Source organism: Polaribacter vadi, assembly GCF_001761365.1.
Lineage (GTDB): Bacteria > Bacteroidota > Bacteroidia > Flavobacteriales > Flavobacteriaceae > Polaribacter > Polaribacter vadi.
Window position 1 is genome coordinate 2,428,283 of the sequence record NZ_CP017477.1, and the last position, 15,928, is coordinate 2,444,210.

Here is a 15,928-nt window from a genome sequence, read left to right on the forward strand (position 1 = left end):
TTGTCATACCGAACTTGTTTCGGTATCTCATATTCTACAACCTAACCTAATGAGACCCTGAAATAAATTCAGGGTGACACATGGTTATTTAATCTCTATTTCATCTTTTGGAGGAGTCACAAAATGAATATCACTTTTTCCAATGTCTTTTGAAGTTGCCAATGCAATACCACGTTGCCCTGCTTTGTTTACAGCACAGTAATAATGATACACAATCCCCTCATGTTTAACCACAAATGATTTATGAGCAAACAAATCATCATAAGGTTCTGATGACTGAATTAAATCTTCTCCCTCCCAATCTTTCCAATGAATCAAATCATTAGACACTGCAAATCTGTTGAAAGCCCCTTGATCCCAACCTGTCCAAAAAGCTCCAAAATAAAACATCACCCAAGTGTTGTTAATTCTTTGAATAAAGGCATCTCCTGAAATCCCTTTATGATGATTGATTACAGGTCCATCTCCAAAACGTTTCCAGTGTTTCATATCATTAGAAACAGCCATGGCAATACGTTCTGCTCCTTTGGCTGGGTTAATACTATCTCCACGAGCGTTGTAATACATCACAAAATCATGTCCTGTTTCTTTATCCACATCTCTAATCACAGAACTTTTATACATGGTACTGTTGTCCCACCATTTGGCTTTGTCATCATTTGGTTTTAAAACGGGTTCTGACAATCTTTTAAACTCTTTTGGAGTTGTTGGTAACTCATCAGTATAAGCCATTCCCATAGATAATATTCCAGCTTCATAACCTGTTGTATTTCCACCAAAATAACTCATCCAATACTTATCATCATAAGATTCCCATTTATAAGAACCTTCCCAAGTAGGGTCTTGCAAAGCAATGTATCCTGCTTTTTGATTCACATCCCATTCCGAAGTGTCTTTTGAAAACGACATCACTTTTCCTAAATGTTTCCAGTTTAACAAATCATCACTTTCTGCCAACCAAGTTTCGTAACCACGTCCTTCAAAAATTAAATACGTCATATACCATTTATCGTCTTTTCTGAAAATACTCGGACAATCTATTTTATAGGAATTATCAGTTGGCACCATAATTAACCCGTATTTATAAGGTGTTTTAATTTCATTGTAAATTTCTTGCATCACCTCATTAGTAATCTCTCGTTTTTTAAATTTTGCCTGACCACAACCAGTAAATATGACTGAAATTAGGATGATGATACAATAACTTAATGGCTTCATATTTAAATTTTCTAATTGCTATTTTAAATCTATCAATTCTTTACAACTTTTTAACACGTTCAGCGAGTGCTTCTCTATTCAATTTCACTTTTACCATACCCATAGGATGAAATCTCTTTTCCAAATCTATAGCAGCATACACAATGGTATAAATATCATTACCTTCAGGAATTAAACACAAAGGCGTTCGCATGATATCCCACCATTTATCGACCTTTTTTTCAATAGGTAAATAACGCGCTTCAGACCAGTTTAAGCCATCTTTAGACAACGAATATGCCATCATGTTTGGTAAATGATGTCCCCAACCATCTGGCCCACCATCAAAAACAGCTATATAGGTTCCGTCTGGAAGTTTAGAAACAATAGGGTTTTCAACGAAAAAAGGATGCATTGAAGTGATTGGATTTACGGAAGCATCTAAACGTTTCCAAGGACCTTCTAAACTTTCAGATTTAGCAAGTGCCACAAACCAACCTTTGCCTGTTTTCTTAGGATAATCATCCCAAGTTTTAAAAGGATATGCACCACTATAAAAACCAAGAAATTCGTTTTCATTTATTTGATATGGGAAAAAAGAAGCAACTCCTTGGCGACCTTCCCAAGGTTCTGAATTCAAACCAGGTTCAATAATAATTCCTATATCTTTGTATGGTCCGCCAACACCTTCAATACCTTCTACTTCAGATTCGCATCGCCAAATACGTCCAAAAGAATGATTTGGTTCTATTGTTTTACTAACTGTGTACGCCAAATAATATCCATACCATTTATTCGCTTTTTTATTAAAAACTGGCATATAAGACCATATAGCAGCTCTTCTATCATTCATTGGATTATCGTCATCTGTAACCGCATACGTTCCACTTGCTTGATATATTGTTGATTTACGTTTCCAATGAATAGCATCTTTGCTTGTCCAATGTCCAATTTTAGTTTTTACACGATCGTAATAAGCTTCTACGCCAATTTCTCCAGCACGTTCTGTTGGAAACATATGATAAGTATCTCCTACTTTCACAACTCTACCTCCTTCAAAACCACCTTGTATACCTTCTGTTCCTGACATGCCTTCATCTATAGTTGGTGCATTTTCACCTCCTAATATTTCAAAGATTGGTTTTTCATCTGAAAAACCTTCAACAATAAATGTTGGATTCCAAAGATTACCGTCTGGAAATTCTGCATTACGAAACACTAATTCTTGATTATTTTCAACCACACCCAAAACTGTAAACAACTCTTTATAATTTGGATTAATTGTATGTGTGCCTTTCTTATAAGATATAGCATATACATTTACAGGAGGTAATCCTGTTATAGTAAGCGCATTTTTTAAAACAAGCTCCGCATTTTCTATAGGTTTTTCGTCTTGAAATACACCAACAAGAACTTTTACAGGTACTTTAAATTTTAATTTTAATGGGTTTGTATTTTCTAGAGGTAACTTAATACCTTTTAAACCTTCTAATTCTGAAGCGATTCGTACAATATTATGTTTGCTTCCTGAAAACACATGCGCATATTGTGTAATTTCAAAAGTTTCATAATTAGAATCTACAATCTTAAATAAAGCTGCTTTCCAATTCGAATTTGAATTTTGAGCCACTCCGAAAGAACTTCCTAGAGTACAAATTAGAATAAATATATATTTTGCTTTAATCATCTGAATTTATAATGCTTTGTATGTTATTTGATAGCCCTTATTAGGTTCAATTTTCATTTCATATTTACCTTCCCCTAGTGCAGTGATACTGCCTGAATTTGTTAATGGCTTCGTTGTACTTTTAAATATTAAAATCCCCACTCCTTCTGAAGATTTCACTTTAATTTCTTTCGTGCTACAATATATATCTACAGAACCATTAGGCGTAGGCACTTTTCCTTCTATCCATTGTAAACCCCCTAAATTAGGTTTCACTTCGTAAGTTTTATATCCTGCTGATATTGGTTTTACACCAAAATAGTATTTCCCAAAAAGGTAAATAGGACTTGCTCCCCAAGCATGACAAAGGCTTTTTCCATAAGGTCTACCATACATTGCTAAGTGTTCTTCTCCTTTATCACTAGGGTTATATAATTCCCAAAAAGACGTGGCTCCTAGTTTTAACATACCTCCCCAATAATCACGAATTTCATCTAAAACAAATTCTTGTTCACCCAAAGCGCATAACGCTTCTAACTCAAAAAAACGCATATAGGGCGTGGTTATTTTCTGAATATTATCATTTAATAACACCTTATTTTTTACACTTTGCTTTTGTACTTCATCAAAATAATCAAAAAAGATACCAAACATATTAGCGTATTTGGTAACAGTATCTTGCACATCGCCATCTATATACTGATGTTTCATGACTTGCGCTTCTTTATCCCAGAATACATCAAATAATTTCTCTTTTAAATCATCGGCTAATTTTTGATATTGTTTTTGGTCTTCATTTTCTCCTGCTATGTCTGCACTAACTGCTATAGCTTCTAAACTTCTTACCAATAGCATTTGCTCGAAACTAACTTCTCCTGTTTTTGCTAATCCATCTGCCCAATCAATAAAAACCCAATCACCTTCTAAAGGTTCTAAGAAGCCATTTTTATTTCTTCTGCCTAAGCAAAATTCCATGAGTGTTTTCATTCTTGGATAAAATGTCTTTATAAAACTCGTATCGCCAGTGTATAAATAGTAATCGTAAATCCCCATAAACCAATAAAGCGAATAATCCATAATGGTATTAACGTGAGCTGTTACAGGATCTTTTCCACGAAGGGCTATTAAAGTTCGTTCTACAGATGGAGAATCGAAGAACAAATAATAATTCATTAAATAACTTTGATAGGCATCACCAGACCAAATCCAACGGTCCCGTTTAATTCCGTCGATAAAAAATTCGCGAGATGTTAAATGCATGGTATATGCTGACACATCCCAAATATCATTCAATAAATCATCTGATGATTTAAATTCGCCACGATATTCTAATGGCAAATATTCATGAAGCATCGAAATAGAATCATACTCTAATGTTGCATCTGCTTGAACTTGCACATACCTAAATGCTTTAGATTTATTATGGGTGTATTCTTTTGGCTGGTTACCATCAAAATGGATATAGTCTAATGTTTCGCATTTTTCAGAATCTAAAGCTTCCTCACGAGATTCTCCATAATACAAAGCTAAATTCCCTTTTCCTTTTAAACCATTAATTTTAATATAACCAAAGGTTTCTTTTCCAAAATCTATCAATTTTCCATCACCAATTTTTTCTATTTTTTTTGCATTCCACGGTTTGGTTGCTAATCTAAATTCAGAAGGTTTATCTTTAGGTGAATTAAAACTCCATGAACCAACAGGTATCCAAGGCGTTCCAGATTGCTGCGCTTTTCCAGTCTCATCAATCCAAAGTTTATCCTCGTTCGTTACAATCCAATTTGCATTAGATTTAACGTATTTGCCTTCAACATAAATAGCTGGCAGTACTTCTTGATTATATACTTTAAAAGAAATTTTATGCTTTCCAGCCGGAATTGTAATTGATTTAGGTAGCCCATAAATTTGAATACCATCAACAAGTAGTTGAAACGTACCCTCTGAGTAAATTTTCACTTCATCTTGTTCTGGAATATCAACTTCTGTTTGAAAGGTAACCAAAGGATCAGGACTGTAATATTTCCAAAGCGGAGGAAATACAGCTTCTCGTTCTGTTCGCCTTACTTGCATTTTATTACTCAACCAAATTTCGAAATCGCCCGGATACCAAATCCAAGTTGAAGTAGCAGAGTTATTTGGTAAAAAAGTTTTACCCATTTATTTGTTTTTTTTATGATAATTTAAATTCCGTATTAAATATGATCTCCGTATCTTTCTTCTGTTATTTGTTGCAAAGTTTTTCCACGAGTATTTGGTGTCCAAATAGTTCCTATTATTAAAGCGACAAGAAGCAATCCTACCATAATGTAGGCTGCTGTGTTAAATCCTTCACCATTTTCACCGTAAATATGTACAAATCCTAATCCCCATATAGCGGCGATAGCTCTTACCACAAAGAACATAACCCCTTGTGCTCCCGCTCGATATTTGGCTGGAAAGAGTTCTGAAGCCCAAAGTGCATAAAATGCCTGTACACTTATACCTGCGTGAATACCCCAAAGAATTGTAAAAGTCCATAAAGCGGCATAATTTTTTATTCCAATAAAAATGAGGATGCACCATGCCACTATACCTATCAACGTGCCAATAAAATACAACAAACGCTGATTTACCTTGTCGACTATCATAGCAAAGCCGAAATAAGTTACCGCAATAATCACAATCCATTGTACGGCCGATACCATATTAGCTTCTCCGTTGGAAAGACCGCCTGCGTTTTCATAAATATGTTGTTGAAAGAAACCCATGACCGAAGCAACCATGTTCCAGGACACGTAAATACTTGCAAGAAAAAGCATGGTGCGAATATTTACCTTATTTTTGAAAAGTAATCCGAACGAAGCAAAAACACTCGGTTGTTTCTCCTTCCCTTGAGCTAGTTGAGCATCTTCCCAATCTTTTGATTCATTGAGTTTTCGTTGTAAAACCCATGCAATAAACGCGACAATAAACAAGGAACCGAAAATAATACGGCTGCTGAATACATTGACTGCTTCAAGGCTTACATCGTTACCTAAAAATAATGTCGCGATTTTTTCTACATAGCTGAATAGCACACCGGCTGCAGCATCAGCTTTGCCCGGAGCAAGCAGCATTCCCAGAAGTAAAATGATTGTAGGGCCAACTCCCCAAGCAAACTGAGAAATTCCCATATTACGTCCACGATTATTGACTTCTGAATTTTCGGAAATATATGTCCACGAGGCAGGAACACCTGCTCCTACAGAGATGCCAGTAATAAGAAATCCAATCAACAGCATTTCGAAATTGACTGTAAACATAATTATTGCAATCCCCAACATATACACAAGCATATTGTAGGTGTAAATCGTTTTTCGTCCATACTTGTCGGCAAGAAAACCACCAATAATCGCACCGATTGCAGCACCAAAACAGTTGGCACTAATGGCATTAAGCCAGCCAAGATTCCCTTCAGTAAGTCCTAGGTAATTTTGCCAAAGCGTCAATCCGCTTGCTCCCGCTACAATTGCTCCAGCATCAAGATAATTAGTAAGCGATACAGCAATCGTACTTTTTAAGCTTCCTTTTTTATGTTCCATTTTTATTATATATAATTTAAGGTATCATTTAAAACTAGTCTCGTTTAATATTGAAAATTTTATCAGAAATTTACATTTCTTGTTTTGCATTTCTCCAACATTCTTCTATAATTTCTTTATATAACAATGCTTGCTGCCAACGATCTCCTTCTTCTTGTTCGATACCTGAACCGTTAGGAATTGTTCTTGCATAAAAAATTTCAGCTTTTAACAATTCTACTGTAAAACAGATATAATCTCCAGGTTCTGCTGTTTTTAAAAATCCTATAAATGAACGTTTCCACATTTTTTTAAAATGATTTACATATTCAAGATTTATATCGTTTTTAACATCTACCTGAATGCTTCCTGGATTTCCAATTCTACCATGCATAAATCTTACTCTATCAAAAATAGGTTGAATAAAATTCAATTTATTTTCTATACCTCCATAAACCATTTCTTGCCCAGTATACCAGTGAGAAAAATCTCCATTAAAACGAATTTCTGGAAATCTTTTTGTTAATTCTACTGTTCTAAATATATCTTGAGTAATTGTTGCACGATGTGTTTCTATGTAAATTGGGAAGTCGAATTTAGAAGATATCTCTAAAACATATTTAACCAATTCATCTACTTTTTCATCAGATTCTATACCCCAACCTAAATGAATGGTTGCACAATTATAATTTTCTGCATTCCATTTTGGTGCTAATTCATCTAAATCTCCAACGTCATTAATTCTAGCATGTGCCGTTAATTGCAATCCAAATTCTTTACATAGTTCTGGATTTCCATCTTGAATACCTTGAAAACCTGCTTTTACTATTCTAATGTGTTTTTCTCTGTCATTTCCTTTTGGCCCTGTTGAAAAAGATGGTAAATCTTCACAGGTTCCATAATTTATATCAATACGTAATGATGGGGCATTTTTAGAACCATCGTTTGTATTTTTTATCATAATTAATTATAAATTTATTCTTATCAAAAGTAATCGTACTAATAATTTCCGTTGAAAAATAGGTACAAACAGATCATTACTGTAATTAAGGTAATCCAAAGAAATTTAACTTTTGGAGATAATTTTGCCTTTGTATAATTTAATGTGCTTAAATATGGATTACTTTGTTTATCCAATTTTGATATAATTACAATCATAATTGATAGAAATACGAATATGTAAAAAGATAAAAGTAAAAAATGTGGCCATATTTTTACAGCTGAATTGGGATCGTTTGGAAAAACCCATAAATATAAAACCCCAATTAATAAACTTAATAAAGTACCAAATATTAAAATTATGTTTGCTGCTTTTGTTGTTGTTTTTTTCCATAAAACACCAAACAAAAACACTACAGACATTGGTGGCGCAATAAAACCTAGAACGGATTGAAATACATCAAATAAATTTAATCCTTTAATGCTATCTATTGCCATAGTAATAAAAATAGATAATATAGCTCCAGAAACTGTAACCATATGACCTACTTTAACTATTTTTTTCTGACTTGCATCTGGCTGAAATTTTTTAACAAAAATATCCATTGTAAACACAGTACTTAGTGCATTTAACGCAGAATCTATTGTACTTACTAAAGCCGCAATTAAAACTGCCATAACCAAACCTTTCATTCCTGTTGGAAATAATTCTGTTACCATTGTCATATAAGCTTCATCAGGATTACTAAGATCAGGAAACAAAATAAAGCACATAATTCCTGGTAAAATAAATAGAGGAACATCAATAATTTTTAACCATCCTGTAAAATTTGCACCTAACTGACCCTGCTTTATATTTTTAGCTCCTAATACAGATTGCACCATAGATTGATCTGTACACCAAAACCAAACTCCCATAATTGGATACCCTAATAAAATAGCAACCCATGGATAGTTTGCATCATCTGAAGGCATAAAAAGATTCCAATAATTTGATGGTGTTTTTTCTATGATTCCGCTTACTCCACCTACTTTTTCTAGACCTACCCACATTAAAGCAAATGATACAATTATGAGTAAAACCATTTGTATTACATTGGTATATGCAATTGTTTTAAGGCCACCAGCCATGGTAAAAAACCCAGCAATAAGTAACAATATAACTACGGATAACCACATAGGTAAATTTAAGATTTGCTTAATTAAAATACCTCCAGCAAATAGGGTTAAAGACAACCAACTTAATAAAACTGTTACAATAGTATACCAAGCTAAAATATTTTGTGTAGAATCACCAAAGCGTTTCCCCATAAATTCTGGCAAGGTTTGTACTCTAGCTCCTAAATATCTTGGTGCAAAAACAACTGCTAAAAGAAAGATAAATATAAATGCATACCAAGAAAAATTACCTGCAACAATACCTGTTGTATAACCTATACTTGCAGAAGCTATTAACATTGAAGGACCTACATTAGTACCCCACATATTAAAGCCAATACTAGTCCAGTTTAGGGAATTACCTGCTAAAAAATAATTTTCATCTGCAGGTCTTTTATTTCTAATACTTATCCAAGCTCCTATTGCTATTAATACTAAAAGATATATACCTACAACTGCAAAATCTAGGACATCTAATTGATCGTATATATTCATTTTTATAGTTTGTCTAAAAATAAATTTTTAGTTAATTATTTTTTAAAACTGTAATTAAACAGTGTGTGTACTAATATTTTCCCCTTCCTTTATAAATGGTTCTGCCCAATATAATGGTTCTCCAGTGCTTTTTAAAATTGGTTCTGCAGAATATTGAATTAATAAAACACGTCTTGATTTATTGGTCTTATTAGACCCACTTCTATGGAAACAGGTACTTGAAAATAAAGCAACATCACCCGCTTTTAATACTGCAGGTACTCCTGGATTATCACCAAAGTAACCAATTTTATCATTAGTACCTTCTTGCAGTACATGATCTATTCTATTTTTTACACCAGCATCTTTGTATGGTAGTAAATAAACAGTTCCGTTTTCTTCTGTTACATCGTCTAATGGACACCAAATCGATAAATAGGGTTTGTGGTCAAAATCTAAATATCCAGAATCTTGATGCCATGAGAAAGTCATCCCTTTATCTGCAGCTTTTACCACATATTGTTCTAAAAATAAAAAAACATCTTCACCTAATATTTTTCTTGTGATTTGTTCCATTTCTTTTCCAAAAATTAGGTCTTGCATAGTTTGACTATCTTTATAACGTAAAGCTATAAAATAGCGCTTTCCTTTATGATTTATTTCATCTACCTCAACACCTTTTCTATCCATTTCATCATCTTTTTCTTTGATAAAACGTTGACATTCTCCTCTTAATCGTTCTATAAGTTCTTGCGGAATTACATTTTTTAAAATGCAAAAACCGTCTTCTTTAAACTGATGCAATTGCTCGTTAGATATAACTTTACTCATATTTATAATTTTTAATGTTGTTTGCTTACTTTATTGACTATTCTATAAAATCTATATGATTCCAAATTCCTTTAAAGCTTTTATCTATTTTTATTTGCGCTACTTTATTCATATCCATCTCATCTGTACAATTTACAGCTTCTGGATAAATAGGAAGTATTGTGTTTTGTTTAATCCAAACTGGCATATCTTGCATAGGTGCTTCAAATGACTTTAACCATTGTTGTCCTTTAAAATACTCTCCAGTAAAAAAATTAATCCAATTACCTTCTGGTAAATAAACATCTCTTTTGTTTTCTGAATTCATCATTGGAGCTATTAAAAAATCATCTCCAAAATAATATTGATCATCTAAATGCCAACACATTTTATCATCTTGATGATGCATTAATAAAGCTCTTAAGACAGGAAAACCTGTGGATGTAGTTTTTTCTCCTTGCTTAATAATGTATGGAAGTAATGCATAACGCAATTTCCACCATTTTCTAATAGTAGATGCTATTTTTGGATAATAATAAGGTTCTCTTTTTGATGTTCCATGATAACGAATATGTGAAGTAAAAACACCAAATTGCGTCCATCTTACATATAAATCATCAGGGATTATAGAATTCATAAAATTAGGTACTCCATGAAAACCAGGTACATCATGACTCCAAAAACCAAACCCAGACAATCCTAAATGAAGGCCGCCTTTTAATGAACCTGCCATTCCATCCCAAGAAGCAGCTGCATCACCCCCCCAATGAATAGGATAGCGTTGGCAACCTGCCCAACCTGCTCTAGCCCAAACAACTCCTTCTCCTCTTACTTCTTGTGTAACTTCAAAGGCCGCTTTTTGATATAATAACGCATACAAATTGTTTAGAAATTCTGGTGCCATGTTTTGGTAATCTGCGTCTAAATGAATCTCTTCACCGAAATCGGTTTTTATACAAGCAACACCCATTTTTAGCAATTTCCGTAACAAATCTTTATACCATTCTACCGCTTTTGGGTTTGTAAAATCTATGGTTCCTGCGTAGTCTAGTGTGCTAAAATTTGAACCTCCTTGTAAAACTTGACCATTTAAAGTACCTATATAATTTTCATTTTTAGCCTCTTCATATTGTTCTGCTTGCTCAGAAATGTATGGCATTTGCCAAAGACTTACTCTATATCCATTCTTTTTTAAGTTTGATACAAATCTTTCTGGATCAGGAAATCTTTCTGAATTAAATTTCCATTCGCACAACCAATCTGTTTTAAACCAGCCAGTGTCTAAATGAATTACATCACAAGGAAAATCTTCATTTCTCAATCGATCACATATTTCATTCACCTCATCTTCAGAGAAATATGTCATTTTACTCATCCAAACTCCAAAACTCCAAAGTGGAGGAACAACAGGAAAACCTGTAAGTTTTTTATATTGATAAATTATTTTTTCTGGAGTATCTTCTCCTATCAAAAAAATATCTAAAATGGGTTCTTCAACTAATAATTGAACAGATCTTGTAGAAAAATCTGCCATAGAAAATTTGCAATAGGATGATGTATGCAAAAACATTCCATACATTTCGCTAGACAAATAGAATGGAATATTTTTATAAGTTCTTTTATTATTTACACCTTGTCCATCTTGATTTTTAAGTTGAAATGTATGACCAGACAAATCCATTTTAGAAAAACGTTCTCCTGTACCTACAAATTTTTCATCTGCTTTTGCATGAAATGAAATAGACGCTTTATTAGGTTTTCCATTTTTTTCTATAAAAGAAAGACACATAGCATCCATTCTGTTTGGAAAAAATTGATCGTATGCACTTACCACAACTTCTTTTTTACCATCAGGATAAAAAGTAGCTTCCATAGATTCTTCTGGATTTGGTAGTAAATCACTCCAATAATCAATTTCGGAATCTGATAAGTTAAAGACTGCACGTTTAACTCCCTCTGCATCTTTTACAACCCAAACTTCTTGAGACTTTTCAAAACTTAATTTTGTTTCTTTTACGTCAGAAGCTATGTCTAACATATCAGATGTTTGCATTATTTCTTTATCAAAACCTATACTTACTCTTAATATTTTACTACCAAAAGCTCGTAAATAGACTTGATAATTTTTCTGTTCTACAGAAGTATCTGGCGCTATTTCATTTGATAATAATTGACATTGAAATGGCACTGTTAACACAATACCTAAATCACTTTGATTTATAGCTATTGGTTTACAGGCTTTCCAAAGTCTTGATATTCCTTGTTCTAGAGGTAAATTTGTATCAAAATCTAGAAAATCAAAAAACTGATGGTTAGTTAGTTTCATTAATTGGCTATTTTCTTTAAAAACACCCAAATTTCTTTTCTTTTTGTGCCTTTAATTCCTGTTTGATATTTTTTCATTAACGCATTCCATTCGTTTACACGAGGGTTGTTTTCTCTTGTTTTAGGATTTAACTTATCTAAACTTTCTCCTTTAGGGATGCTTATAATTAACATTAATTGGCTATCTGTTTTAAAAACTTGTAATTGTTGAAAATCTGCATTACAAAAGCCTTTAGAAACTTCTGGCCATTTTTCAAATTGTGTTTTATGATAGTCTAAATACTCTTGCTGCAGCTTTTTATTTTTAACTAAATTAGCTGTTAGTATAATATGATCCCATTCTGATTCTGGCTTAGATTTTTCACATCTATCAATTTTTTTAAAATCATAAATAGGATTTTCGTAAATTTTAATTTTAAGTTTTGGGAAAGCTAAAGACAATTTCCTTTTTACTCTTTCTGGTTGATTCAATTTTCCATAAATCACTAAATGATTTTTCCATTGATATAATTGTTGATCTACAATTCTAAATCCTTTAATTGTTGATTTAATTTTAGCAACATCAAAATCAGTACCTATTAATTCTACAACAACAGGATCTGGTAATTTTTGCATCCCCCAAGACTCATCTATAACAACTTCCTTTTGTAAATCACTTTTATAAGGAGCTCTAATACCTGCATTATTTTTAATGGTTTCGCTAACATATGCGTTGTTATCTTTCCAAATATTTCCTGCAGGACCATTATTATTTCTTAAATTTTTCTCAACTGGAATCCAATTATTTTTAATAGTAAAATAAGAAGTCCCTTCGTCTGTATACAAATACAGCCACAAAAAAGGATCATGTGCATACGGACTATGATATACTTTATCTATATAATTTTCTTCTATTCTACTATCTGGCTGAGAGGAGAGTGTATAAACACCAGCAACATCATGCAAATGTTTAGCATAATGATGTATTTTATTTGCAATAATTTTATTGTTGCGCATAACACTTAAAGTTGGTGTCCAACCCCATCCTAAAGAAATTCCAGAGTAAGAAACATCAGAAATTTCATTATGTTTTATAGTTAAGTTCTTCACAAAACCAGCTGCAATACCAATAGTTCCCCAATCTTCATTTGTAACATTGGTAATTAAATTATCAGAAATTACTTCATCAGAACTTACAACTCTTTCGTCTTTTGGATTGTATGGCAAATGTGCTTCAAAACCCTCTTCAGAAAAAACACCAATGTTTATAGCGCTTCCACCAATATCTTTAAATAAATTCCCTTTTACTGTGTTATGATTTGTACCTTTAATTAAATCTAATCCTGTTGAAGATAAATGCTCAAAACGACAAGATTCAAATTCTAAATTATTAGCAAAATTAACTTCTACAGCAGCTCTTGGCCTGCCAACCCAAGCTTGATTTTCTAAACTTGCTTTATCTGGAGTTCCTGGAGTTTTCAACTTATAAGCATCTAATAAATACATACCTGCTTGCAATGGTACATGCCCTTGTTTAGAAGGCCTTAACCAATTGCTATACTCAAAAGAAATACCTTTAAAAAATACATGATGAACGGGAAAATCTATAGTTCCTTTTATTTCTAAAAGGTTTTCTAAAACAGGCGCCATTACTTTTATTGTAGCAATATTTTCTCCTTCTCTAGGGTAATAATAAATTTTTGCATTTTGTTTATCTACATACCATTCTCCTGGTTCGTTTAATAAAGACTTTGCATTGTTTAGATAAAATGCAGAATTTCCATTATTTTTCGAAATCCAAGGTGCAGGCCATGGGTGTTCACTTTGAATTCTACTTTCTGGTTGCTCAAAATATACCTTTGCACTATCTTTTTGAACTTCTATATCTTTAATACGTAAATTAGCAATTGCCCACCATTGTATGATAAACATTTCCATTCCAGGTTCAAACTTAATTGACTTATCTTTATACGGAATCCAGCAAGTCTCAGACTTTTTATCCCAAGATAAAATTCTTTCCATTTTAGTACCAGAAGTGCTTTTTGCTCTTACTCCTTTTTTTTCATTAATCCACAATTGTCTGTATTCCAATAGAGAGCCCGCTTTTTTAGGTGCATCTGTAACCCAAATTTTTCCAGCTTCTACTCCATTTATAGAGGTCTGTGTAGGTTGCCATCCGCTTATTTCTAACCCTCCACTTAAAATAGGTTTTGCTCCAGATTGAGACTGTATAATTGTTGGACTTTCTTTTGTACCAGAATCTTCAGATCTAATAAAAACTGGTTCATCCAAAAAATAAGTACCATCCATTAAAATAATATGAATACCATCTTTTATAGATGGGTCGTTTAAACGACGCATATTCCTGGCTTTTCTTAAAGCCATATTTAAAGTTGCTAACGGATTTTCTTTGTTACCAATATTTGTGTCTTTTCCGTTTTCACTAACCCAAATTTCGGTAGCACTATATGCACATTCAACACATAAAAACAACAGGATTAAAAGGGTGTTCAAGCATTTATTCAACTTCATTTATTGTTTTATTCTTTAAGTTAAAGTCTATTAATGTAAGACTTTATATAATTTATTTATTTTATTGACAATATTTTTTTTGAATTGAAACACGTACACTCAAAAAAATATTAAAAGCTAAATTAGTATTTTAGCAATAAAACAATGTTATTTTTAAACGATGGTCAATTTTATAAACGTTTTTTATTTATTTTTGATTAAGTTATAGTATATTACCCAATAAGTTATATAAATTGATTAAAACTAAATACTTAATTGAAAACATAAAAATTTATAATGGAAAGTTTGAATAATACTGATGATTCTTCAAAAAAAAAGAACTCTGGTAACTCTGGTATTTGGTGGCATAAGAATAATTTAGGACCACTAAAAAAACTACCTTATATCATGCAATTTGGCTGCATGAAATTTTCTAAAGTTAGAATGGATGAAACGATGTTACCTCATTTAAATGATGGCATAGAAATACATTTTGTTAACAGTGGTAAATATAAATGGGTTGTAGATGAAAATGAAATAGAACTTTTACCAGAGAGTTTATCAATTACTACACCATGGCAATTAAATGGTAGTTCTACAGGTAAAATGGATATTGGTAAAATAAATTGGATTGTTATAAAACCAGAAGAGTTTGATCTTAAGAAACCTTTAAAACTTGGTTCTTGGTCTAAATTAACAAAAGAGTTTCAAGAAAATCTTGGAACAATGATGATTAACGAAAACACCTTAGTTTTAGAAAAAACAAAGGTTTTTAAAAAATATTTTGTCGAACTGCAAAACGAATTACTAAATCAAGAAGAAGGTTTTGAAATAATGGTTGGTAATATTATCGAGAATTTTTTTATTGATTTGCACAGACATTTATCTTTTAGAAAACAAAAAACAGATGAAGATGATCATTTTATTGAGAAATTAACCCAACTTGTTACCAATGATTTAAATAAAAAATGGATTATTGATGATTTGGCTTATAAATTTGGAATGGGTAAAACTAAATTTACCTATGAAGTAAAAAAACTAACAGGATATCCTCCAAATAGTTTTATTATCAATTTAAAAATTGAAAAAGCGATTGATTTGATAAAAAACAATAAAGAAATGAATATGTCTGACATCGCCTTTGCTTGCGGATTTTCATCATTACAACATTTTACTTCAACCTTTTCTCAGCGTGTTGGAATAAGTCCTGGAAAGTATAAAAGCTAAAAAAAGACTCAAAAACCAACTAACATACAAAAAAAATAAAAGCCTTTACAGAATTGACCATCGTTTAAAAATTACATTGTTTTATTATTATTTAGATAATATT

Annotated in this window: 10 protein-coding genes; 1 reads left to right on the forward strand and 9 read right to left on the reverse strand. The window is 32.2% G+C overall.

The features are described 5' to 3' along the window. Window positions 1-84: 84 nt before the first annotated feature. The 9 genes from LPB03_RS10475 to LPB03_RS10515 all read right to left on the reverse strand — a co-directional run bounded on the left by LPB03_RS10475 (window position 85) and on the right by LPB03_RS10515 (window position 14,619). Window positions 85-1,218, reverse strand: coding sequence for a glycoside hydrolase family protein (locus tag LPB03_RS10475; protein ID WP_065319564.1), 1,134 nt, complete (start codon window positions 1,216-1,218; stop codon window positions 85-87). A gap of 40 nt (window positions 1,219-1,258) precedes the next feature. After that, window positions 1,259-2,884, reverse strand: a complete 1,626-nt coding sequence (locus LPB03_RS10480; protein WP_065319565.1) for a glycoside hydrolase family protein — start codon at window positions 2,882-2,884, stop codon at window positions 1,259-1,261. 6 nt (window positions 2,885-2,890) lie between these two features. Further along, the gene (locus LPB03_RS10485) at window positions 2,891-5,020 is read right to left on the reverse strand and encodes an alpha-L-rhamnosidase-related protein (RefSeq protein WP_065319566.1); all 2,130 of its coding nucleotides are present in this window, start codon (window positions 5,018-5,020) and stop codon (window positions 2,891-2,893) included. A 35-nt stretch (window positions 5,021-5,055) separates the two neighbouring features. After that, window positions 5,056-6,423: an MFS transporter gene (locus LPB03_RS10490; protein ID WP_065319567.1), complete on the reverse strand. Its 1,368-nt coding sequence runs from the start codon at window positions 6,421-6,423 to the stop codon at window positions 5,056-5,058. Window positions 6,424-6,493: 70 nt separating this feature from the next. Beyond that, entirely contained in the window at window positions 6,494-7,363 is an 870-nt protein-coding gene (locus LPB03_RS10495) for an IolE/MocC family protein (RefSeq protein ID WP_065319568.1), read from the reverse strand. Between the two features lie 38 nt (window positions 7,364-7,401). Continuing rightward, complete coding sequence (locus tag LPB03_RS10500; protein WP_065319569.1) at window positions 7,402-8,994, reverse strand: sodium:solute symporter; 1,593 nt, start codon at window positions 8,992-8,994, stop codon at window positions 7,402-7,404. Window positions 8,995-9,048: 54 nt separating this feature from the next. After that, window positions 9,049-9,804, reverse strand: coding sequence for a phytanoyl-CoA dioxygenase family protein (locus tag LPB03_RS10505; protein ID WP_065319570.1), 756 nt, complete (start codon window positions 9,802-9,804; stop codon window positions 9,049-9,051). A 37-nt stretch (window positions 9,805-9,841) separates the two neighbouring features. Beyond that, complete coding sequence (locus LPB03_RS10510) at window positions 9,842-12,109, reverse strand: glycoside hydrolase family 31 protein (protein ID WP_065319571.1); 2,268 nt, start codon at window positions 12,107-12,109, stop codon at window positions 9,842-9,844. After that, window positions 12,109-14,619 (reverse strand): L-rhamnose mutarotase, encoded by a 2,511-nt coding sequence (locus LPB03_RS10515; protein ID WP_065319572.1) that lies wholly within the window; start codon window positions 14,617-14,619, stop codon window positions 12,109-12,111. The genes LPB03_RS10510 and LPB03_RS10515 overlap by 1 nt, the downstream gene beginning before the upstream one ends. A 276-nt stretch (window positions 14,620-14,895) precedes the next feature. On the opposite strand from LPB03_RS10515, the gene LPB03_RS10520 reads away from it, so the two are divergent. Further along, window positions 14,896-15,825: an AraC family transcriptional regulator gene (locus LPB03_RS10520; protein ID WP_065319573.1), complete on the forward strand. Its 930-nt coding sequence runs from the start codon at window positions 14,896-14,898 to the stop codon at window positions 15,823-15,825. Window positions 15,826-15,928: the final 103 nt, after the last annotated feature.

Excerpts from the sequence above, each read along its gene's own strand:
- LPB03_RS10515 (WP_065319572.1), bottom strand. The coding sequence starts at position 14,619 with ATGAAGTTGAATAAATGCTTGAACACCCTTTTAATCCTGTTGTTTTTA.
- LPB03_RS10495 (WP_065319568.1), bottom strand. The coding sequence starts at position 7,363 with ATGATAAAAAATACAAACGATGGTTCTAAAAATGCCCCATCATTACGT.
- LPB03_RS10510 (WP_065319571.1), bottom strand. The coding sequence starts at position 12,109 with ATGAAACTAACTAACCATCAGTTTTTTGATTTTCTAGATTTTGATACA.
- LPB03_RS10475 (WP_065319564.1), bottom strand. The coding sequence starts at position 1,218 with ATGAAGCCATTAAGTTATTGTATCATCATCCTAATTTCAGTCATATTT.
- LPB03_RS10490 (WP_065319567.1), bottom strand. The coding sequence starts at position 6,423 with ATGGAACATAAAAAAGGAAGCTTAAAAAGTACGATTGCTGTATCGCTT.
- LPB03_RS10505 (WP_065319570.1), bottom strand. The coding sequence starts at position 9,804 with ATGAGTAAAGTTATATCTAACGAGCAATTGCATCAGTTTAAAGAAGAC.
- LPB03_RS10485 (WP_065319566.1), bottom strand. The coding sequence starts at position 5,020 with ATGGGTAAAACTTTTTTACCAAATAACTCTGCTACTTCAACTTGGATT.
- LPB03_RS10520 (WP_065319573.1), top strand. The coding sequence starts at position 14,896 with ATGGAAAGTTTGAATAATACTGATGATTCTTCAAAAAAAAAGAACTCT.
- LPB03_RS10500 (WP_065319569.1), bottom strand. The coding sequence starts at position 8,994 with ATGAATATATACGATCAATTAGATGTCCTAGATTTTGCAGTTGTAGGT.
- LPB03_RS10480 (WP_065319565.1), bottom strand. The coding sequence starts at position 2,884 with ATGATTAAAGCAAAATATATATTTATTCTAATTTGTACTCTAGGAAGT.